This window comes from Sulfuricella sp. T08, from assembly GCF_000971475.1.
Taxonomy (GTDB): Bacteria; Pseudomonadota; Gammaproteobacteria; order Burkholderiales; family Sulfuricellaceae; genus Sulfuricella.
Genome location: NZ_DF967544.1, coordinates 67,296 through 88,477 on the forward strand (window position 1 = coordinate 67,296; position 21,182 = coordinate 88,477).

General features: G+C 57.2%; 18 protein-coding genes and 1 pseudogene. 13 read left to right on the forward strand and 6 right to left on the reverse strand.

Annotated elements, in window-relative coordinates:
* The first annotated feature begins 18 nt into the window (after positions 1–18).
* Entirely contained in the window at positions 19–978 is a 960-nt protein-coding gene (locus SCT_RS11400) for an acetyltransferase (protein ID WP_059423095.1), read from the forward strand.
* A gap of 365 nt (positions 979–1,343) precedes the next feature.
* Positions 1,344–3,815, forward strand: coding sequence for an EAL domain-containing protein (locus SCT_RS11405; RefSeq protein ID WP_059423097.1), 2,472 nt, complete (start codon positions 1,344–1,346; stop codon positions 3,813–3,815).
* A gap of 514 nt (positions 3,816–4,329) precedes the next feature.
* Here the strand turns inward: SCT_RS11405 and cyaY are convergent.
* On the reverse strand, positions 4,330–4,641 hold the full coding sequence (gene cyaY / locus SCT_RS11410; RefSeq protein ID WP_059423098.1) for an iron donor protein CyaY: 312 nt from the start codon (positions 4,639–4,641) through the stop codon (positions 4,330–4,332).
* A gap of 56 nt (positions 4,642–4,697) precedes the next feature.
* Here cyaY and SCT_RS17920 point away from each other — a divergent pair, with 56 nt between their 5' ends.
* From SCT_RS17920 to SCT_RS11460, 11 genes and pseudogenes are all read left to right on the forward strand, one after another.
* Entirely contained in the window at positions 4,698–4,847 is a 150-nt protein-coding gene (locus SCT_RS17920; protein ID WP_144408265.1) for a lipoprotein, read from the forward strand.
* Positions 4,844–6,088 (forward strand): diaminopimelate decarboxylase, encoded by a 1,245-nt coding sequence (lysA, locus tag SCT_RS11415; RefSeq protein ID WP_059423100.1) that lies wholly within the window; start codon positions 4,844–4,846, stop codon positions 6,086–6,088. The genes SCT_RS17920 and lysA overlap by 4 nt, the downstream gene beginning before the upstream one ends.
* A gap of 376 nt (positions 6,089–6,464) precedes the next feature.
* Entirely contained in the window at positions 6,465–7,073 is a 609-nt protein-coding gene (locus SCT_RS11420) for a hypothetical protein (RefSeq protein ID WP_059423102.1), read from the forward strand.
* A 167-nt stretch (positions 7,074–7,240) separates the two neighbouring features.
* Positions 7,241–7,879: a TetR/AcrR family transcriptional regulator gene (locus SCT_RS11425; protein WP_059423104.1), complete on the forward strand. Its 639-nt coding sequence runs from the start codon at positions 7,241–7,243 to the stop codon at positions 7,877–7,879.
* A gap of 18 nt (positions 7,880–7,897) precedes the next feature.
* Complete coding sequence (locus tag SCT_RS11430; RefSeq protein WP_059423107.1) at positions 7,898–8,959, forward strand: efflux RND transporter periplasmic adaptor subunit; 1,062 nt, start codon at positions 7,898–7,900, stop codon at positions 8,957–8,959.
* A complete protein-coding gene (locus tag SCT_RS11435) occupies positions 8,956–12,024 on the forward strand; it encodes an efflux RND transporter permease subunit (RefSeq protein WP_059423112.1) in 3,069 nt (1,022 codons plus the stop codon). The genes SCT_RS11430 and SCT_RS11435 overlap by 4 nt, the downstream gene beginning before the upstream one ends.
* Before the next feature lie 78 nt (positions 12,025–12,102).
* Positions 12,103–13,068 carry an HlyD family secretion protein gene (locus SCT_RS11440; protein WP_237759674.1) on the forward strand — a complete coding sequence of 322 codons (966 nt, stop codon included), beginning with the start codon at positions 12,103–12,105 and terminating at the stop codon, positions 13,066–13,068.
* A gap of 4 nt (positions 13,069–13,072) precedes the next feature.
* Positions 13,073–13,999: an ABC transporter ATP-binding protein gene (locus tag SCT_RS11445; RefSeq protein WP_059423113.1), complete on the forward strand. Its 927-nt coding sequence runs from the start codon at positions 13,073–13,075 to the stop codon at positions 13,997–13,999.
* A 97-nt stretch (positions 14,000–14,096) separates the two neighbouring features.
* A pseudogene (locus SCT_RS11450) lies at positions 14,097–15,127 on the forward strand (ABC transporter permease).
* Positions 15,128–15,206: 79 nt separating this feature from the next.
* Positions 15,207–16,253: an inorganic phosphate transporter gene (locus SCT_RS11455; RefSeq protein WP_059423115.1), complete on the forward strand. Its 1,047-nt coding sequence runs from the start codon at positions 15,207–15,209 to the stop codon at positions 16,251–16,253.
* 3 nt (positions 16,254–16,256) lie between these two features.
* Positions 16,257–16,898, forward strand: coding sequence for a DUF47 domain-containing protein (locus SCT_RS11460; protein WP_009207021.1), 642 nt, complete (start codon positions 16,257–16,259; stop codon positions 16,896–16,898).
* Here the strand turns inward: SCT_RS11460 and SCT_RS11465 are convergent.
* The 5 genes from SCT_RS11465 to mgtE form a co-directional block, all read right to left on the reverse strand.
* The gene (locus SCT_RS11465; protein ID WP_059423116.1) at positions 16,895–17,662 is read right to left on the reverse strand and encodes an anti-sigma factor; all 768 of its coding nucleotides are present in this window, start codon (positions 17,660–17,662) and stop codon (positions 16,895–16,897) included. The genes SCT_RS11460 and SCT_RS11465 overlap by 4 nt on opposite strands.
* Positions 17,659–18,168 carry an RNA polymerase sigma factor gene (locus SCT_RS11470; RefSeq protein ID WP_059423118.1) on the reverse strand — a complete coding sequence of 170 codons (510 nt, stop codon included), beginning with the start codon at positions 18,166–18,168 and terminating at the stop codon, positions 17,659–17,661. The genes SCT_RS11465 and SCT_RS11470 overlap by 4 nt, the downstream gene beginning before the upstream one ends.
* 6 nt (positions 18,169–18,174) lie before the next feature.
* Positions 18,175–18,603, reverse strand: a complete 429-nt coding sequence (locus tag SCT_RS11475) for a nuclear transport factor 2 family protein (RefSeq protein ID WP_059423120.1) — start codon at positions 18,601–18,603, stop codon at positions 18,175–18,177.
* A 91-nt stretch (positions 18,604–18,694) separates the two neighbouring features.
* Complete coding sequence (locus SCT_RS11480) at positions 18,695–19,357, reverse strand: DUF1614 domain-containing protein (RefSeq protein ID WP_059423121.1); 663 nt, start codon at positions 19,355–19,357, stop codon at positions 18,695–18,697.
* 208 nt (positions 19,358–19,565) lie between these two features.
* Positions 19,566–21,008 (reverse strand): magnesium transporter, encoded by a 1,443-nt coding sequence (gene mgtE, locus SCT_RS11485; RefSeq protein ID WP_059423123.1) that lies wholly within the window; start codon positions 21,006–21,008, stop codon positions 19,566–19,568.
* Positions 21,009–21,182: the final 174 nt, after the last annotated feature.

Here is a 21,182-nt window from a genome sequence, read left to right on the forward strand (position 1 = left end):
GATTGAGATCTAAAAAATATGACTCATTACGACGTATTCAATGGCGACGCCGACGGCATTTGCGCCCTGCACCAGTTGCGACTGGCTTATCCCAGGGACAGCCAGCTCATTACCGGGGTGAAGAGGGATATTACCTTACTTGAGCGGGTCGTGGCGAAGCCGGGTGACAAGATCACCGTGCTGGATGTCTCCCTGGACAAGAACCGGGAGGCGCTGCTGGCCTTGCTGGAGCTAGGCGCCCGTGTGGTTTATTTCGACCATCATTTTCCCGGCGATATTCCCGCCCATCGGGACTTCGATGCCCATATCGACCGTGCTCCCGGCATCTGCACCAGCCTGCTGGTCGACCGTTTCCTGCACGGCCGGTATCGCATCTGGGCAGTGGTCGGCGCATTCGGCGACAACCTCCACGAAGCCGCGCGACGCGCTGCCGAGCCCCTGCATTTAAGCGCCGACCAGCTCGACGCATTGCAGAGCCTGGGCGAATGCCTCAATTACAACGGCTACGGGGAAACCCTGGCCGATCTCCATTTCCCACCCGATGAGTTGTATCGCTTGCTGCATTGCCACACCGATCCTTTCTCCTTCATCGCCGAGGCGCCCGCGTTTCAACAACTGCGACAAGGCTATGCTGAAGATATGGCTAAAGCCGGGGAGCTCCAGCCGGAAATGGCGACGGAAGCCTGCGCGCTATACATCCTGCCCGACGCACCCTGGAGTCGCCGCGTCAGCGGTTCGTTCAGCAATCGTCTCGCGCAGTCTTGGCCAAACCGCGCCCATGCGATTTTGACCCGGCGTTCAAACGGTTACACCGTCAGCGTGCGCGCCCCGCTTTCCGCGCCGACTGGAGCGGACGAGCTGTGCCGGCGTTTCGACACTGGAGGTGGTCGCAAGGCAGCGGCTGGGATTAACTGTTTGCCTGAGTCTAAGGTGGTGGAGTTTGTGGAGGAATTTCGGGCGGCATGGGGTTCGGTTTAGGGGTTTGGTTACGCTTCGCGCTGTTGGTTTAGGTGCCGGGGGCAGCAGGGCGAGCACTCGCCCACAAGACCTAAATCCCCCGCCACACCGGCGGGGTGCCCATTTGTTTGGTTACTTGTATTTTTGGCAAGCAAAATATAGTTACCTGCTGCCGGGCAGCCCCTGGCATCTAAGCATCCGCGCGTAGCGCACCCTTCGTATCTTTCCTTCCGTAGTTGTTTGCTCCCCGTGTTACTTGAATGGGGGATTTTTCGATTCGGAGTAGATATGCGAAATTTGCCATTAAGGAGACGTTCGCCGTTTGCCAGCCTTGTGCCTGCCAAAGAAGCCTTGATATTTCATTGGGTTCACGGCAGGATATAAAAATGAAATCACTTTTCTCTTATGAAGTCTCTAACGACGCAATCATGCTGCTGACGGAGAAGGGATTTTTTGACTGCAATCAGCGCACCCTGGAAATATTTGGGCTGACGAACAAGGCAGAGTTTATTTCTTGTCATCCCTCCGATCTTTCTCCACCCTTGCAACCAGATGGGCAAGATTCTGTTGCTGCCGCGAATGAACGCATCATGGTGGCTCACAAACAAGGATCAAACCGTTTTGAATGGATCCATCGCCGCAAAAATGGCGAGGATTTCCCCGCAGAGGTTCTCCTTTCTGCCTTCACTTATGAGGGAAAGCGCGTATTGCAGGCGTCCGTTCGCGACATCACTGATCGTAAGAAAGTGGAAGCGGAGCTTCAAACTACTCTGAAACATCTACAGGCCGCTAACCAAAGGCTTGATATTGAGAAGGAACTCAATCAGAAGATCATCGAAACTTCCCCAGTGGGTATCTGTATTTACGACGAACAAGGCGACTGCATAATAGCCAATCCATCCATAGCCCGTCATATTGGCGCTACCCAGGCCCAGGTTGCTTCCCAGAACTTCCATCACATCGAGTCATGGAAACGCTCCGGCATCTACAATTTGGCACTGCAATCGCTCACGAGCGATGAACCCCTATCTAAGGTGGTTACACTCACAACCGGTTTCGGCAAGAATGTTCGGCTTGGAATCACCTTCTGCTCACTGCATAGCAGAGGACAGCATGCCTTGATGCATCTCACCACGGATCTTACTGAATCCATGCATGCCCAGCAGGCGCTTGAAGAAAGTGAAGAGCGCTTCCGCCGCGTGGTTACTGAAGCCCCCGTGCCCATGATGATTCATGCCGAAGATGGGGAGATTCTGGAAGTCAACAAAGTGTGGGCCGAGGTGACTGGCTATTCACGCTCAGATATCCCTACCACAAAAGAATGGACGATGAAGGCGTACGGGAATAATGCCCAACAAGTGCAGCAAAGAATCAAACCTCTTTATGGTCTCGAACATAAAGTTGACCAAGGAGAATTTGCCATCACTTGCAAGGATGGCAGTTCGCGCATCTGGAATTTCAGTGCAGCGCCTGTTGGGAAATTACCGGATGGACGCAGATATGTCATTAGCACAGCGCAGGACATCACCGATCGCAAAGCGGCCCAGGAACGGGTCGAATTTCTGGCCTACCATGATTCCTTGACTGGCCTGCCGAATCGTTTATTAGCCGAAGACCATTTTGAGCTGGCAGTGTCTTTTGCGGATCGTGAACATACCAAAGTCGCACTTGTTTTTCTCGACCTCGATGACTTCAAGATCATTAATGATTCGTTGGGCCACGCGGTTGGCGACGCTTTACTCAAGGCGGTAGCCACACGACTCAAGGAATGCTTGCGCGACACGGATACTCTCAGTCGGCAAGGTGGCGACGAGTTCCTGATCGTGCTCGGCGGGGTGTCTGATCTGGACGCTATTACCCATGTCGCAGAAAAATTTCTGGCGCGACTGACGGAAATTTTCTCTATCGAGGGTAATGAACTTTTCACTTCATTGTCGATGGGCATTGCCGTCTATCCAGACGACGGCAAGGACTACGACACCCTGCTCAAGAAGGCTGATACTGCAATGTACCAGTCCAAGGAAGCCGGGCGCAACACCTACCATTTCTTCGCCGAGAAAATGAACGTCGACGCCGTGGAGCATCTGCAAATACGCAACAATCTGCGCAAGGGATTGGAGCGTGAGGAATTCGTTCTGCACTACCAGTCGCAGATCGATCTGAGCAGCAATACTGTCATCGGTGCTGAAGCCCTGATCCGCTGGAACCACCCTGAGTTCGGCATGGTGCCTCCGGGCCGTTTTATCCCCATCGCCGAGGACAGTGGATTAATTGTTCCGATTGGCGAATGGGTACTGCTTGAAGCATGCATGCAGGCGGTTACGTGGTGCAAGGCGGGGCTGCCTGAGTTAGCGATTGCCGTGAATCTGTCATCGGTGCAATTCAAACGCGGCGATCTGGAGAAAAGCGTAATCCAGGCACTTTCTGCATCGGGCTTAGACCCAACTTTACTTGAACTCGAATTGACCGAATCAATTCTAATCCATGACACTGAGAAAGTGCTGGACACGGTACAACGATTGAAATCGCTCGGTGTGAAACTGTCAATCGATGACTTCGGTACCGGCTATTCCAGCCTTTCCTACTTGAAACGCTTCGCCGTAGACAAGCTAAAAATTGACAAGTCCTTTATTCGTGACATGGCCGATGACCCGAATGATGCAGTCATCGTTCGCACCATCATTCAGATGGCCAAGAGTCTTAACCTGAAGACCATTGCCGAAGGTGTCGAGACAGAAAGCCAGACAGAAATGCTACGTCTGCTACATTGCGACGAGGTACAGGGTTACCACTTTGCACGACCGATGCCAGCAAAGGAGTTTGAGCGCTATTTTTCCACGAGGCAATCAGCTTTGTGAAGCTGAGCGCCACTTAATTCATACTTTGAATGTTTCCTTAAGTGTCTCATCGAGGTGTTGAAAAACTCTGTTTTTGACTGAGACAGAAAAATTCTAGCGCCATCTGTGGCGTGAAGTAGCCGCAAATACGGGGGCTACTTAAATTACTTTCCAGCGCAACCAAGGACGTGCCAACAGGCTCATTCACGCAATTTGAATGGGCTTTTCAATCAAATCTGCTTTCGGCCTGAAATTCAGGGAGTTTGAATTTTTGAGTTTTTCAACACAGTACTAATGGATTGGCAATATGGATGGGGAAATTATCGATTACGCTTTTCACATTTGGACAAAAAAGAAAAAGGACAGAATAATTACGGCAATCCTGTGCCCAGATTTGGTCGAACTGGCGAACCAACCAACCCTCGATATCGACCGGATTGCCAACATGAAAGCGCGGGGCCTAGTCTTGCAAAGCTAGGTGCGAACGCAACAAGCCAGCCATTTGCGCCGCATGAAACGGCTCCTTGCGCACCGATCAAAACCTCACCACCGCCCCCGCCTGCTCACTAGCATACTTCCCCAACGCCGCAAACAATTCCAACCCATCTCTCGTGTCATGCCATGCTCCATCCGTCCACAAAAAATGATACCCCCCCGATTTCGCAGCCACCCAAATTTCCCTTGCCGCCGTCTGCCGATTGACGATGATCTTGCTGCCATTCTCGAAGCTCAGTTCAAGTACGCCGCCGTTCATTTCGTAGTCGATGTCCGTGTCGGAGTCATCCAGTGACTGTTCGATTCTGGCCAATGTTTCGTCAGCCAGTTTGTTGAATTCGCTCTCGGTCATTTCGATATTTCCTTGTGATAAGATGATGCGCAAACTTACAGATTACCGAGAATAATATGCGCTACGTTTTTTTACCAGTTCTGCTTGTCCTTTTGCTCCAGGGTTGCGGCCACAAAGGTCCGCTCTATTTGCCCGCACCTGATCAGGCGCCTGTCGCCCAGACTCCGGTAGCACCGCAACCTGCCGCCGAGGAGAAAAAGCCATGAAATTCTTCTCTCGCCATGATGCTGAATTGTGCGTCGAATCCGTTCCTCTTTCCCGCATTGCGGAAGAATTCGGCACGCCCTGTTATGTCTATTCCCATGCCGCATTAACAGCAGCCTATCAGAGTTTCGACTCGGCTTTTGCCGAGCGCGATCATCTGATTTGCTATGCGGTAAAGGCTAATTCCAGCCTCGCTATTCTGAATCTTTTCGCGCGGTTAGGCGCAGGATTCGACATCGTTTCAGGCGGTGAGTTGGCGCGTGTTCTGGCGGCGGGCGGAGATGCAAAAAAAGTGGTTTTTTCCGGCGTCGGAAAAACTGCGGATGAAATGCGCCAGGCGCTTGAAGCGGGCATCCTGTGCTTCAATGTCGAATCGGAAAGCGAGCTGGAACGCCTGAATAAAGTTGCCGGCGAAATGGGTCAGCGAGCACAGGTCAGTTTGCGTGTTAATCCCGATGTCGATCCAAAAACCCATCCCTATATTTCCACCGGTCTCAAGGGTAACAAATTCGGTATCGCCTATACCGATGCCGTCAGACTTTACTGCAAGGTACGCGATCTTCCGCACCTGGAAGTGGTCGGCATCGACTGCCATATCGGCTCGCAAATCACCGAGGTTACGCCCTTTGCCGATGCGCTCGATAAAATTCTGCTGCTGATCGATGCACTGGAAAAAGAAGGCATAGCGATTCATCACCTCGATCTTGGTGGCGGTCTGGGTATTTGCTACAGCGATGAAACGCCGCCGCCAGTGGCCGACTACGCAGACACGCTGCTGGAAAAACTCGCTGATCGTAACTTCAAGATCCTGCTCGAGCCTGGCCGCGCATTGGTTGGAAACGCCGGTTTGCTGCTCACCAAAGTGGAATATCTCAAGCATGGAGAAACAAAAAATTTCGCTCTCGTCGATGCCGCGATGAACGATCTGATGCGCCCCGCACTTTACGATGCCTATCACGCGATCCTTCCCGTCAGGGAAAATACGGGCGTCGCGCAACGCTATGAAATCGTCGGGCCGGTATGCGAGAGCGGCGATTTTCTTGGCCATGATCGCCACTTGCACCTCGCCGAAGGCGACCTGCTGGCGGTGATGTCGGCAGGGGCATATGGCATGAGCATGAGCTCCAACTACAACACTCGACCGCGCGTTGCCGAAATTATGGTGCAGAAAAACAACACGTTTTTGATTCGTGATCGAGAAAAAATTTCACAATTATTTGCGCTGGAACGGCTGCTTCCCTGAGTGTTTCCCATGTTGCGCAGATCCGCACAAATGAAAAAATATGGTCCATAAACATTGCCCATGGCCGATGTAGGCCATTGGCATTTTAATTATTGTTGTGTCGCGGCCGAAAAAAATTCAGCTCAACCTCTCGTAAGCCTGTCTATTTCCAACGATTTTCTTTTCGTAATGCCGTTTTATCTGTTGTGCATTTCCAAATAATTGGAATAGAATTTGAGCGCAAGGCGGAAACATGCTCTCGGTCATGCAGTCCTAACGGGAGGAACGACAAGGTGATGCAATCAGTTGTTCAGTGCTGCCGCTTTATTTTGGATCTGCTAACAGGGCCAAAATAAAAATGTACTCGAGATAACTTTCTACAATAAGGAGTCAGCAAATGGCAATAAAGAAAGCGACCAAGTCTCCCGCCAAGGCACCCGCCAAAGCGACCGCAACCAAACCTGCAGCCAAGGCAGCACCAGTGGCCGCAGCAAAAACTGCCGCCAAGCCTGTAACAGCAGCCAAGGCCGCACCAGCTAAAAAAGCACCGGCTAAAAAAGCGGTCGCTGCAAAACCAGCCGCCAAACCTGCAGCGAAAAAAACCGTCGCCAAAAAAGCACCGGCTAAAAAAGCGGTTGTAGCTGCCAAGAAACCTGCTGCGGCAGTCAAAAAAGCAGCTCCAACTAAAGCGACTGCAGCTAAAAAAGCACCGGCTAAAAAAGCGGTCGCTGCAAAACCAGCCGCCAAACCTGCAGCGAAAAAAACCGTCGCCAAAAAAGCACCGGCTAAAAAAGCGGTTGTAGCTGCCAAGAAACCTGCTGCGGCAGTCAAAAAAGCAGCTCCAACTAAAGCGACTGCAGCTAAAAAAGCACCGGCTAAAAAAGCGGTCGCTGCAAAACCAGCCGCTAAACCTGCAGCTAAAAAAACCGTCGCCAAAAAAGCACCGGTTAAAAAAGCCGCTGCTGCGAAACCTGCAGCAGCACCTGCAGCCGCTGCGGGAAAGTAGTCAACTCTGGTCCAGCATAACGGCGGGTTTTAACCCCGCCGTTATGCTTTTATTTCTCCCTATCAAGATTCTTTCTCCGCTCTAAAAATATATCCCCCCGCAATATTGACCGGCCGGTCAGTCAGTGCTAATTTGCTTTCTGTTTTCATGACTTAGTGAGACCGGCTGTGCCTCTGGTAGAACCCGCCCCCAACTTGTCTGCATCTGGCCCTGATGCGGTCGAACGTATCCTGGCTTCGGCCAAGGACCTGTTTGCCGAATCCGGCTTCGACGCGGTATCGATGAATGCCATCGCGGAGCGCGCCGGCGTCAGCAAGGCCAATGTTTTTCATCACTTCAAATCGAAGGACGCGCTTTATCTTGAAGTATTGAAAACTGCCTGCAATGAATCCGGCAGTCAGATCGATCAACTCGGCAACGGCTCCGGCACCTTGGTCGAACGCCTGCGCGATTTCTCGCAATTGCATCTGGCCAACATCCTGCAGGATGAAAAAATCTCCCGATTGATACAGCGCGACTTGCTGGAAAACGGCCCGCAACGCGGCAAGGAATTCGCCGAACAGGTATTCGGCCAGAACTTCGCGAGCCTGGTAAATATCCTGCGCACCGGTCAGAAGAAAGGCGAACTGCGCAAGGGCATCGACCCCGCCATGCTGGCCACGTTGCTGATCGGCGCGGACGTGTTCTTTTTCCAGTCGCGCGAGGTGCTGCGCCATTTTCCTGACGTCGGCTTCACCGACACCCCGGGGAGTTACAGCAGGATGCTGGTCGATATCCTGCTGCACGGAATTCTGCCCCACCCCTGATACTTTGGATTAAACAACATGCGAACAACCACCTCGATCCTGATCCCCTGCTTGCTCGGTACTGCGCTGCTGCTACCCGGGTGCGCGAAAAAGCCGGAAGAGCAGAAGAAAGGCCCGTCGGCAGCGATCATCACCGTCATCCAGGCGCAATCGCGCACCATGCAGGTGCTGGAGCAGTCGGTCGGCGAGGCGGATAGCTCAACTGCACCCAAGGTGGGGGCCGAAGTGGCGGGACGCATTATCAAGGTCCATGTCGAAATCGGTGACCCGGTAAAGAAGGGACAACTGCTGGCTGAAATCGATGCCACCGATTTTTCCGCCGATGAGAAGCGTCTGGCAGCCCAGGCAACCAGCCAGCGCAAGCTGACGGAACGCTATCGCGAATTGGCCAGGAAGGGTTTTATTTCGCCCTCTCTGCTGGAAGGCTACGAAGCCCAGGATGTCTCCACGCGCGAGCAGTACACCCGTGCCGCCAAGAATCTTTCCCGCACCCGCATCGTTTCGCCGGTGGATGGGCGGGTCGACAACCGCATGGTTTCGGTGGGCGACTGGATCGATCTTGGCAAGCCGGTGTTCCAGCTTTCCACTAGCGAAAATCTGCGCATCCGCCTGCCTTTCCCTGAAACCTCGGCGCAGCGCATCAAGGTGGGCCAGGTGGTCAATCTTTCCACGCCGACCGCACCGGATGCCACCGTAACAGGCAAGATCGAACAGGTGAGGCCGATGGTGGACAGCACCAACCGCGCCTTCGATGCGGTGGTGGAAGTCAAGAACCCGGGCGGCTGGAAACCGGGCGCTTCGGTCAACGGCGCAGTCATCGTCGAGGAGCATGCGGAGGCGGTTATCGTGCCGGAGGTCAGCGTGGTTCTGCGACCTGCCGGCAAGGTGGTCTACGTGATCGAGAATGGCAAGGCTATTCAGAACGTTGTCACCACCGGCGTCACCCAGAACGGTCAGGTGGAAATTTTACAGGGCATAAGATCAGGTGAAACGGTAGCCGTTGACGGCGCGGGTTTCCTTACAGACAAGGCTGCGGTCAGCGTGAAAGAAGCGAACGGCAAAAAAGGCGAGCAGAAATGACCTTGCCCGAACTTTCCGTCAAACGTCACGTGCTGGCGTTCATGTTGTCCGCGGTGCTGGTGCTGTTCGGCTACATCAGCTACCAGCGCATCGGCATGGATCGCTTTCCTCAAATCGAGTTTCCCGTCGTCTCGATCTCCACTACGCTGAAGGGTGCCAATCCCGATATCGTCGACGCCAGCATCACCAACGTGATCGAGACGTCGATCAACAGCGTACCTGGCATCGAACACATCCAGTCCACCTCCTCGCCCGGCGTATCGGTGATCAACATCACCTTCGGCCTGGACAAGAAAGTCGATGTCGCCTTCAACGAGGTGCAGGCCAAGGTCAACCAGGTCTTGCGCCGTTTGCCCAAGGATGCTGATCCCCCCGTCGTCGCCAAGGTCGAGACCAATGCCATGCCTATCATGTGGCTGGCGCTGCGCGGCGACCGCACCCAGCAGCAACTCAACCAGTACGCCGTCAACGTCATCAAGAAGCGTCTGGAAACCATCGACGGCGTCGGCGAGGTGCGGTTGGGCGGTCGGCGCGACCGCACCATCCGGGTCAACCTGTTGCCGGCGAAGATGACCGCGTTCAAGGTCACCGCTCAGGATATCAACACCGCCTTTGCCAACGAGCATGTCCAGCTCGCTGGCGGTTTTCTGGTGGGCCAGAAAACCGAAAATCTGATCAAACTCGACCTGGAATTCCACCGCCTCGACGACCTGGAAAAAATGATCGTCGCCTACCGCGATGGCTCACCGGTGCGTCTCCGCGATATCGCCGAAGTCGAGGACGGCCTGGCCGATTACCGTCAGCTCGCGCGCTTCATGGGCAAAACCACTATCGGCCTGGGCATCGTCAAGGTCACCAACACCAACACCGTAGCGATTGTCGACGCAATCAAGAAACGCCTGGAAACCGAGATCATCCCGCAACTGCCGCCGGGCATGACACTAAACGTCGTCTCCAACGATGCAATTTTCATCAACGAGATCGTCAATTCCCTGAAAGAACATCTGCTCGAAGGCACGCTGCTGGCCTCGCTGATCGTCTGGCTGTTCCTGCGCAGCATGCGCTCCACACTGATCATCGCCACAGCCATTCCGGTATCGCTGATGGGCGCGGTGGCGGTGATCTACTTCTTCGGCTACACCCTCAATTCGCTCACCATGCTCGCCCTGCTGCTGCTGATCGGCGTGGTGGTCGATGATGCCATCGTGGTGCTGGAAAACATCTTTCGCCACCGCGAGGAAATCGACGCCGACCCGGTCACCGCTGCGGTCAACGGCAGCCACGAAGTGATGTTCGCGGTGATCGCGGCGACGCTGTCGCTGGTGTCGATTTTCGCGCCGGTGATCTTTATGGGTGGCATCATCGGCCAGTTCTTCAAATCCTTCGCGGTAGTGGTGACCTTCGGCGTGCTGGTGTCCCTGTTCGTATCGCTCACCCTGACGCCGATGTTGTGCTCGCGCTACCTCAAGGTGGGAAAGCAGCACGGACGCGTGTATTACATCCTGGATCGCTTCTTTCACGGCATGGACAGCCTGTACCGTTATTTGCTCGACAAGGCGCTACGCCACCGCTGGAAGGTGGTTGCGTTGACCCTGGCGACCGTCGTGGCGAGCAGCTATTTTTTCATCAACGTGGGCAAAACTTTCGTCCCTGAAGAGGATGAAGGCCGCTTCCTGATAAACCTGCGTACCCCGCTCGGCTCCAGCATCGAATACACCGACAGCCGTTTACGCATGGTCGAGAAGCTGCTGTTCAGCCACAAGGAAATCGTCACCGAGTTTGCCCTGATCGGCCTCGGCAATGCGGGACAGGTCAATCAGGGGATGGTGGTGGTGCGCATGGCGCCGCGCGGAGAGCGGAAAATCAAGCAGCAGGACGTCATCCCCGTGATTCGCAAGGAGCTGGCGCAAATCCCCGGTGCACGCGCTTTCGCCGCACCCTATCCGATGGTCGGCGGCCAGCGAGGCGAGCCCTTGCAGTTCGTGATCAACGGCCCCAATCTCGACGAAGTAGGACGCTTGGCCAAGTCGTTGCAGCAAACTCTGTCGGCGGATCCCGGCTTGGGACGCATGGACCTCGATTTGCAGCTCGACCTGCCGCAACTCGTCCTCGATCCCGATCGCACCCGGATTGCTTCTGCGGGGCTGACGACCCAGGACGTGGCGCTTGCACTCAACCTGCTCTCCGGCGGCGTAGACATTGCCAAATTCAATGACATGCCGGGAGATGGTCAGCGCTACGATATCCGGGTCAAGGCCAAGGACGGCGAATTCAGGCAGCCTTCCGATCTGAACAAGGTTTACCTGCGTTCCCGCGATGGGTCGCTGGTGCGTCTCGACACTGTGGCGAACGTGAAGCAGACGCTGGGACCCGCAGTGATCGGCCGCTTCGACCTGCAATATGCCGCCACCTTTTACGGTTCACCGACGATCCCGCTCGGCGATGCTGTAAACAAAGTAAAAGCCGCCACTGCGGAAATCCTGCCGATGGGCTATACCGTAAAAATGATCGGTCAGGCGGAAGAATTCGGCAAGACCATGCAGAACATGATTTTCGCCTTTTCCCTGGCGATGGTCCTGCTGTACATGGTGCTGGCAAGCCAGTTCAACTCCTTCATCCAGCCCTTCATCATCATGGTGGCGCAGCCGCTGGCCATTATCGGCGGGGTGATGGCCTTGTGGCTGTTCAACCACACCCTCAACATCTACTCGATGATCGGCCTGGTGCTGTTGATTGGCCTGGTGGCGAAGAACTCGATCCTGCTGGTGGATCTTACCAACCAGCGGCGCACAGAAGGAAAGGGCATCGACGAAGCGCTTTCCGATGCCTGTCCGATCCGGATGCGGCCCGTGCTGATGACCTCGATGACAGTGATCCTGGCGCTGTTGCCGGCAGCACTGGGCTTGGGGGCCGGCGCGGAAACCAACGGTCCGCTGGCGGTGGCGGTGATCGGCGGCATGATTACCTCGACCCTGCTCACTCTGGTGGTGGTACCGGCGGTGTATTCTCTAGTGGAAAACGCTCTTGAGCGCTTCCGCGCGAAAGCGCGTTTCAGTGAAGGGTAACCTTCAGGTTGGCTGGAACTAAAACGGCCTGCTGCGCTGGCAAACCAGGCGTGCCCGGCACCCTCGTATGAAGGCAGAATGATTATGCGTAAATACGGCAAGTTAAGGCAATTAGGACTGCTGTTCGCGGCAGCCGGGCTTGCCGGCTGTTCGCACGAATCAGCGCAGATTTACCAAGGCTATGCCGAGGGGGAATTTGTGCGCGTGGCAGCACCTTACGCCGGGTCCCTGACGACACTGAACGTGCAGCGCGGCGCGCAGATCGAAGCTGGCACGCCCCTGTTCGCGCTGGAGCAGGACAATGAAAAGGCGGCGCGCGACGAGGCGACACAAGGATTGAAGCGTACCGAGGCGCAACTGGAAAACCTGAAGAAGGGCAAACGCCCCGCCGAACTGGACGCCATCGTCGCCCAGCGAGAGCAAGCGCGGGCTGCCATGAAGCTGTCAGAAGATGACTTTGCGCGCGACGAGAAACTCGCGAAAGCGGGGTTCATTTCCAGCCAAAAACTGGATGCCGGCCGTACTGCGCTGAAGCGCGACCGCGAACATCTAAAAGAGCTGGAAGCTCAGCTTGCTACCGCCAAACTGGCGGCGCGGGCCGATGAAATTCACGCCGCGGAAGCGGCGGTGGCGGCATCCCGCGCAACCCTTATCCGCGCTGACTGGTCGCTCGCCCAGAAGAGCGTGGCAGCGCCGGTTGCCGGCCTGGTGCAGGATACGCTTTACGTCCAGGGCGAGTGGGTGCCCGCCGGCAGCCCGGTGGTGTCGCTGCTGCCGCCGCAAAACATCAAGGTGCGCTTCTTCGTGCCGGAAACCCGGATCGGCGCTTTGAAAACCGGGCAGGCCGTCACGCTGTCCTGCGACGGCTGCGCCGCGCCGATTTCCGCCGCGATCAGCTACATCTCTCCGCAGGCCGAATACACCCCACCGGTAATTTACAGCCGGGAAAACCGCGGCAAGCTGGTGTTCCTGGTCGAAGCGCGCCCAGCCTCGATCAATGCCGCAAAACTTCGCCCCGGCCAGCCGATGGACGTCAGGCTTTAGCTCCATGAATAATGCCACGCTGGCCATCGACGTCACCGGGCTGGTCAAGCGCTTTGGCGATCTGGTGGCGGTGAACAATCTTGCCCTGCAGGTGCGGCGCGGCGAAATCTACGGCTTCCTCGGCCCCAACGGTAGCGGCAAGACCACCACCATCCGCATGCTGTGCGGCCTGCTTACGCCTGACGGCGGGAGCGGCACCTGCCTGGGCTACGACGTGATCCGCGAAACACGCCAGATCAAGCGCCAGGTCGGTTACATGACGCAGCGTTTCAGCCTCTACGAAGACCTCACCATCCGCGAGAACCTGGATTTCACCGCCCGCATCTACGGCATGGACAACCGCAACGAGGCGGTGGAGCGGTCGCTGGAACGGCTCGGCCTGGCCGACCGCCAGAAGCAGCTGGCGGGCACCCTGTCCGGTGGCTGGAAACAGCGGCTGGCGCTGGCCGCCTGCATGCTGCACGAACCGCAGCTGCTGCTTCTCGACGAGCCCACCGCCGGGGTGGATCCCAAGGCGCGGCGGGATTTCTGGGACGAAATTCACCGTCTTGCCGGGGAGGGCATCACCGTGCTGGTGAGCACGCACTACATGGACGAGGCGGAGCGTTGCCACCGCCTCGCCTATATCGCCTACGGCCATTTGCTGGCCCAGGGCACGGTAGCGGAGGTGGTGGAAAATTCCGGCATCGTCACCTGGATGGTGGAATGTTCTGACGTTTACGTGCTGGGCGCGCAACTGCGCGGGCTACCGGGAATCAGCCAGGTGGTGCCTTTCGGCAACGCCCTCCACGTGAGCGGCACCGACAAGGACCTGCTGGAACAATCCATTTCGCCCTTCCGGGAACAACCCGGATGCCGCTGGGCACCGATTCAGCCGGGACTGGAGGATGTCTTCATCCAGATGATGGAAGGGGCCAAACCCAATGTCTGAGCGCTTCGTATGGCACCGCTTCCTGGCCGTGGTCAACAAGGAATTCATCCAGATGCGGCGCGACCGTCTGACCTTTGCCATGATGGTCGGCATCCCGATGATCCAGTTGATTCTGTTCGGCTTCGCCATCAACGCCGATCCCAAAGAGCTGCCCACGGCGGTGCTGGTGGCGGACCACAGCGAGTTTTCGCGCAGCTTTGTGCGCGCCCTGGAAAACAGCGGCTATTTCAAGGTGACCGCGCAGCCGCGCAACGAGGCCGAGGCCGAGCGGCTGATCGCGAGGGCGACGCCCAGTTCGTGGTGAGTATCCCGGAAAATTTCGCGCGCAAGCTGGTGCGTGGCGAGCACCCGTCTATCCTGGTCGAAGCTGACGCCACCGACCCCACCGCCGTCGGCAACGCAGTGGGCGCGCTGAGCCAGCTGGCCCAGACCGCCCTCAATCGCGACCTGCAAGGCGCGCTACAGCCGCTGCAAGGCAAGCCCGCGCCGTTCGACGTGCAAATCCACCGCCGCTACAACCCGGAAGGCATCACCCAGTACAACATCGTGCCGGGCCTGATGGGCGTAATCCTGACCATGACCATGATCATGCAGACCGGCCTCGCCATGACCCGCGAGCGCGAGCGCGGCACCATGGAAAACCTGCTCGCCACGCCGGTGCGACCATTCGAGGTGATGGCCGGGAAAATCGTGCCCTACATCATGGTCGGCTACATCCAGGTGACACTGATCCTGCTGGCGGCGCGGCTGATCTTCGGCGTGCCGATCCTCGGCAGCGTCGTGCTGCTTTATATCGTGGTACTCGCCTTCATCGCCGCCAACCTGGCGGTCGGCCTGATGTTTTCCACCGTGGCAAAGAACCAGATGCAGGCGATGCAGATGACCTTCTTTTTCTTCCTGCCGTCGATGCTGCTGTCCGGCTTCATGTTCCCGTTCCGCGGCATGCCGGAATGGGCGCAGAACGTCGGCAGCCTGCTGCCTTTGACCCATTTTTTGCGCATGGTGCGAGGCATCCTGCTGAAGGGCAACGGCCTGATGGAAACCCTGCCGCACCTGTGGCCGATCGGCCTGTTCCTGCTAACGGTGGTGGCGATAGGACTGAAGCGCTACCGCAAGACGCTGGACTAGTTCTTTTGGCTTAAATAAAGCACCCACATCCGCGCCAAACGATGGTAGCCTAGATTCATCATAATTTTTCGCGCCAACCATGGATGTCGTGCTGATTCTGGCTATCGCCGCGGTGGTGATAGTGCTCTTGTTCGATTACACCAACGGCTTTCACGACGCCGCCAATATCGTCGCCACGGTGATCGCCTCGCGCGCCATGACCCCGGTGCAGGCGGTGGTGATCGTCGGTTTTTTCGAATTCCTCGGCCCGCTGCTGGGCGGCACGGCGGTCGCCAACACCATCGGCAACTTCATCACCCTGGGCGACCTGAAAGCCACGGTATCGCTAACCATCATCCTGTGCGGACTGGTGGGAGCCATCGTCTGGAATCTGCTGACCTGGTGGCGAGGCATTCCTTCCTCTTCCTCGCACGCCTTGGTGGGCGGCCTCGCCGGCGCGGTGGTGGTGGCCGTCGGCGCCGATCATGTCGCATGGGGCTTCGAGGAACTGCTGCTGCACGGCCACTTTACTGGTGTGACCAAGGTGCTGCTGGCCTTGGTGCTGTCGCCGCTGATCGGCTTCTGGGCGGGTTTCTTCCTGCACCGCCTGATGCTGTTCCTGCTGCGCGGCGCGAGCCCCACGATCAATCGCAGCTTGCGCCGCGTCCAGTTCCTCACTGCCGCCGGCCTGGCTTTTTCCCACGGCGCCAACGACGCGCAGAAAAGCATGGGCATCCTCACTCTGGTGCTGCTTCTGGGCGGCTTCATCCACGAGTTCGCCGTGCCATTCTGGGTGATGCTGGCCTGCGCCACGTCGATCACGCTGGGCATCATGTCCGGCGGCTGGCGCATCGTGCGCACCCTGGGTTTCGCCATCTACAAGGTGCGGCCGCTACATGCGCTGGATTCCCAGCTCACCTCGGCGGGATTGATTTTCGCCGCCTCTCTGGTCGGCGCGCCGGTTTCCACCACCCATGTCGTCGCCACCTCGATTATGGGGATCGGCGCCTCGGAGCGCCCCAAGGCGGTGCGTTGGGCGAAAGCGAAAGAGATTTCCATAACCTGGCTGATCACCATCCCCGGTGCGGCAATAGTGGCGATCGCATGTTATTTCATCGTGCAACTGACAATGAACTCGATAGGATAAGCCATGAGCGAACCATCCAAATCCCTCCTCTCAGCGCTCTACAATCGCGTGTTTCCGAAAACGCCCAACTTCTTCAAGTTGCTGACTGAGCAATGCGAGATGGTCAGCCTTTCGGTGGATGATCTGGTTGAATTCATGAAAACCGGTGACGAAACCCTGGGGAAAAAAATCAAGCAGGATGAGCATGAAGCCGACCTCATCAAAATGCGCAACCTCCATGCCCTGAACGAAGCCTTCTCCACCCCGATCGACCGGGAGGACATTTACCGGGCGATCGCCGACCTCGACCGGATCGTGACCTACTGCAAAACCACCGTCAGTGAAATGGACGTACTTGGGGTGACGCCGGACACATTTATCGTCGAGAAGTCCAAGCTGCTGCAGGAAGGCGTAGACGCCCTAGTCGCGGGATTCGGCAAGCTGGGTAGCACCCCCCTGACGGCAGCGGACGATGCCGATATAGCGCGCAAGGCGCAGCGGCGGGTCGAAAGGCTGTATCGCATCGCCCTCGCCGAATTATTCAAGGGCGACGACTACATCAACATGTTCAAGCGCCGCGAAATCTATCGCCACCTCTCCAATGCCGCTCACAACATGGCGCATTGTGCCAATACTCTGCACGATATCGTGGTGAAGATTTGTTAGGGATTAAGCTGGTGGTAAACGGCTTGTGCCACCTTGAGCAGCTCGGACTTTTCAAGGTCGCCGGATAGCGCATAGCCGAGCGGCCCATCGATCCAGTAAAACACCCCGATGTTGTTTTCACGGGCATAACGAAATGCGGTTTCCCGGCTGCCGCCGCCATCCGTCCGCACGTACAGGGTGAGGCGCTGGCCGCGCCCATCCTGGTACATGAACTGCGCCGCCGGGCCGCTGCTGCCGGGCAATAGCCGGCCGCCGACCAGTTCATAGCCGGCCTCGCTCAAGTGAGGCGCCTTGACTGAAACGCCCAGCCGTTTCGACAGCCAGGCCACCAGGTGGGCTTCCTGCTCTGCGCCCACTTCGACCGGGTGGCGCACTTCCGGGGTGTATACCACATGAGCCACAGCCGCCTGACGGACAAAGGCCATGGTGGTGCCGGAACGCACATCCTGCGTGCCATGCAGGAACCAGCCGAGCGTGCCGCCGATGGCCAGCCACGCCACTACCGCAGCATGGCGCAGCAAGGGCATGCTTAGCCAGGAAGCCGGCTCCGGCCTTTGCAGGCGTGGCGGCACCGACTCGTCCAGCACTGGATCGAACAGGGCGTGCAAGGCCTCGTTCTGGCGGCGGTAATCCTCTACCCGGCCGGCCTCGGCAGGATGGTTCGCCAGCCAGGCGCCTACTTCCGCACGACGCGGTTCATCCAGCTGATCATCGGCATAGGCCTGCAATTCGTCCTCGTTCACAGTCTGCATCGGCTCGCTCATTTCACCACCCTCAAAGCCGGTACGGCGCCGCCCGCCATGATCTGGCGCAGGCGCTCGCGTCCGCGCGACAGGCGCGACATCACCGTTCCCAGCGGCACATCCAGTATTTTCGCCACTTCTTCGTAACGCATTTCCTCCAGCCCGACCAGCAGCAAGACTTCGCGCTGATCTTGCGACAGGCAGCCGAGTGCCGCATGCACATCCCGGACCTGGAGCCCGTCTTCCTGGTCGGCGCGCACCGGCACATTCAGCGCATCTTCCTCCAGCGGCAACAGCATGGGCGCAGCACTACTCTTCCTGATGCCATTCACATACACATTGTGCATGATGGAAAATAGCCAGGCGCGTAGATCGCTGCCACGCCGCCACAAATGAAACTTGCCCCAGGCGCGTTCGAGCGTGTCCTGCACCAAGTCGTCGGCACGCGTACGATCTCCTGCCAGCGCCCGGGCATAGCGGCGCAGGCGGGGGATGTGCTCCTCGATCAGGCGGTCAAATTTTTCCACAAAGACTTAGTAGCCCAGCGCGAGTTTCGGGTCAATCTGCCACACTTCATTCACCAGTTTGCCTTCGCGGTAAACCAGCACGTAGCGTACCTTGATTGCGGCCTTGCCCTTGAATTCGACATTGGCAGTGACGGTGCTGCCCTTGGGATTGGCGCTTTCTTCCAGCTTTGCCACGGTCACTTCGAGTGGTGCGTTGGCCTTGGCGAACTTGCTCCAGGTTTCACGGATCTTGTCACTGCCGGCATAAGCGCCGTCGAGCGGACCGCCCACCCATTGCAGGCTGGCGTTGTCGGAATAACCCTGCATGATCTGCTCGACATTGCCGGCGGCGATCGCCTTGAAGTGCGCGCTGGCGTCGTCTGCCGGGCCGGCGAAACTAGAGGCGGAAAGGGAAAACAGAACCGCGGCGGCGAATGAATGGACTTTCTTGTTCATGATTTGCTCCTGTTGAATAAATTTAAGGGGGATTACACTTGGGTAAACACCCTGGCCCAGCGATTTATTCCCGGCACAGAAAAATTATTTTTCAGGTCAGTAGCACAGCCACGATGCCGGTGAGGAAAATCCCGTCGAAAGTCCCTGCCCCGCCGATCGAGGCAAACGGCGTTCCCATTTTGCGAATGTCGTTAATGCGGGAAATATCGGCCCCGATCAATACGCCCAAGGTGCCGCTGATGTAGGCGAGCGGTGCGCTGTAATCCGGGTCGATGATGAGAGAGGCCATCGCCGCAACCAGTGGTGCGACAAAAATGGGAATGCCGATGCCTACGCCCGGTACCGGGCGGCTTGCTAGGCGGCACACCATGGATACCAGCGCCACCGTGCCGATCACGGCCCACAGACTGAGCAGGGGGTTATGCCGCAACAGGTAGACTGAAAAAGCCAGTGGCACCAGACAGCCGCCGACGTTGATCGCAACCACGGTCTTGCCGGTAAATTCCATCGGCGGCAATCTGAGCAGACTGCGGAACGGTTGCGGCATAGAAGGCGGTGGACCCTCTGTCTTGACGCTGAACAGCGGCAGGTTGATCAGGCTGCCGAGCAGTGAGGTGAACAGCAACAATGTGGCGGAATTGGGCGACAGGCCGAGCTTGTCGAAGGCCAGGGTCAGGGCGCCGACCTGGACAAAAACCGCCAGCAGGCCAAACGCGACCAGAAGCAACGCGAAATAGAAAGGCGAAAACGGCATGGTTTCATTTACCGATTAAACCTAGAAACGGCAGTTCACCGTCAAGGACGCAAAGGAACGCAAGGGAAAACGAATGGATAGATGGGCTCTCTTTCCACCGGCTGGGTAGCCCCCAGTAATCAGTAACCTATTTTGTCTTACCTCGCGTCCTTTGCGTCCTTGGCGGTTCAATAGCTTTTTTAGGGCAAACCCATAAAGCACCCTTTTATTAAAGCAGGAAAATCGTGGCCAGGCCGAGAAAAATGAAAAAACCGCCGCTGTCGGTCACAGCGGTGATCATCACGCTGGAACCCACCGCTGGATCACGTCCGAGCTTGTGCATCAGCATCGGAATAAGCACGCCCATCAGCGCCGCCAGCAGGAGGTTGAGGATCATCGCTCCGGTCATCACCACGCCCAGTGCCGCATTGCGGTAGAGGAGCCAGGCGACCAGTCCGATGATGCCGCCCCAGATCAACCCGTTGACCAGACTGACCCCGAGTTCCTTGAGGAACAGCTTGCGGATGCTGCTGCCGCGAATCTGCCCCAGCGCCAGGGCGCGGACGATCATGGTCGTGGTCTGGTTGCCGGAATTGCCGCCGATCCCGGCAACGATCGGCATCAGTGCCGCCAGTGCCACGATCTTCTCGATCGATCCTTCGAATACACCGATCACGCGTGAGGCGATAAACGCCGTCACCAGGTTGAGGGCCAACCAGGTCCAGCGGTTCTGGATACTTTTCCACACCGTGGCGAACAAATCTTCCTCTTCGCGCAAACCGGCCATGGACAGCATCTCGTTGTCGGTTTCCTCGCGGATGTAATCCATCATCACGTCCACTGTCAGGCGTCCCACCAGCTTGTTGTTCCGATCCACTACCGGGGCGGAAACCAGGTCATAGCGCTCGAATGCCGAGGCAGCTTCGTCGGCTTCGTCGTCTGGATGAAAAATCACCGCATCCTCGGCCATTACCGCCGCTACGCTCGCCTCGGGGTCATGGACCAGCAGCCGCTCGAGGGACAGCACTCCCTTGAAGTTGTCGTTGCGATCCACCACAAACAGTTTGTCGGTGTGACCCGGCAACTCGCCAAGGCGGCGCATGTAGCGCAACACGACTTCCAGGCTGATATCGTCGCGGATGGAAACCATGTCGAAATCCATCAACGCACCGACCGTGTCTTCCGGGTAGGACATAGCTGACTGCAGGTGGGCGCGGTTCTGTGCGTCCATCGACACCATCAGTTCCTGCAGCACGTCGTGCGGCAGGTCGGGGGCGAGGTCGGCGATTTCGTCGGTATCGAGCTGCTCGGCGGCGGCGAGGAGTTCCTCACTGTCCATGCTGGCGATCAGGGATTCCCGCACCGCATCGGATACTTCCAGCAAAATGTCGCCGTCTCGTTCGACCTTGACCAGGTCCCAGACCTGCAGGCGCTGTTCCAGCGGCAAGGCTTCGAGGATGTAAGCAATATCGGCGGAATGAAGCTCGTCGAGTTTTTTCTGCAATTCGGCCAGATGCTGCTTGTGCACCAGCGTCTCGACTAGATCATGGCGCGGCATGTCCTGTTTATGGACGAGTCCTTCTACCAGCTGATGCCTGCTCAGCAGTTCGACTACCTGTTGCAGTATCTCCTGCAGACTTTCCTGGACCCTGGTTTTTTCAATTTCCGACATGCCGCCTGTCCCTTTGGTTTCCAGCCATCAACTTTCACCTTCGGCAAAACCGTGCGCGTTGCGCGCACAAGCCAAAAGCTGACCGCTGATTGCTGACAGCTATTTATTAGTAGGGCAAGGAAAAAGGGGGGGGGGGGCGATAACGCCGGCCGGGGCCGGCAGGATCACGATTTA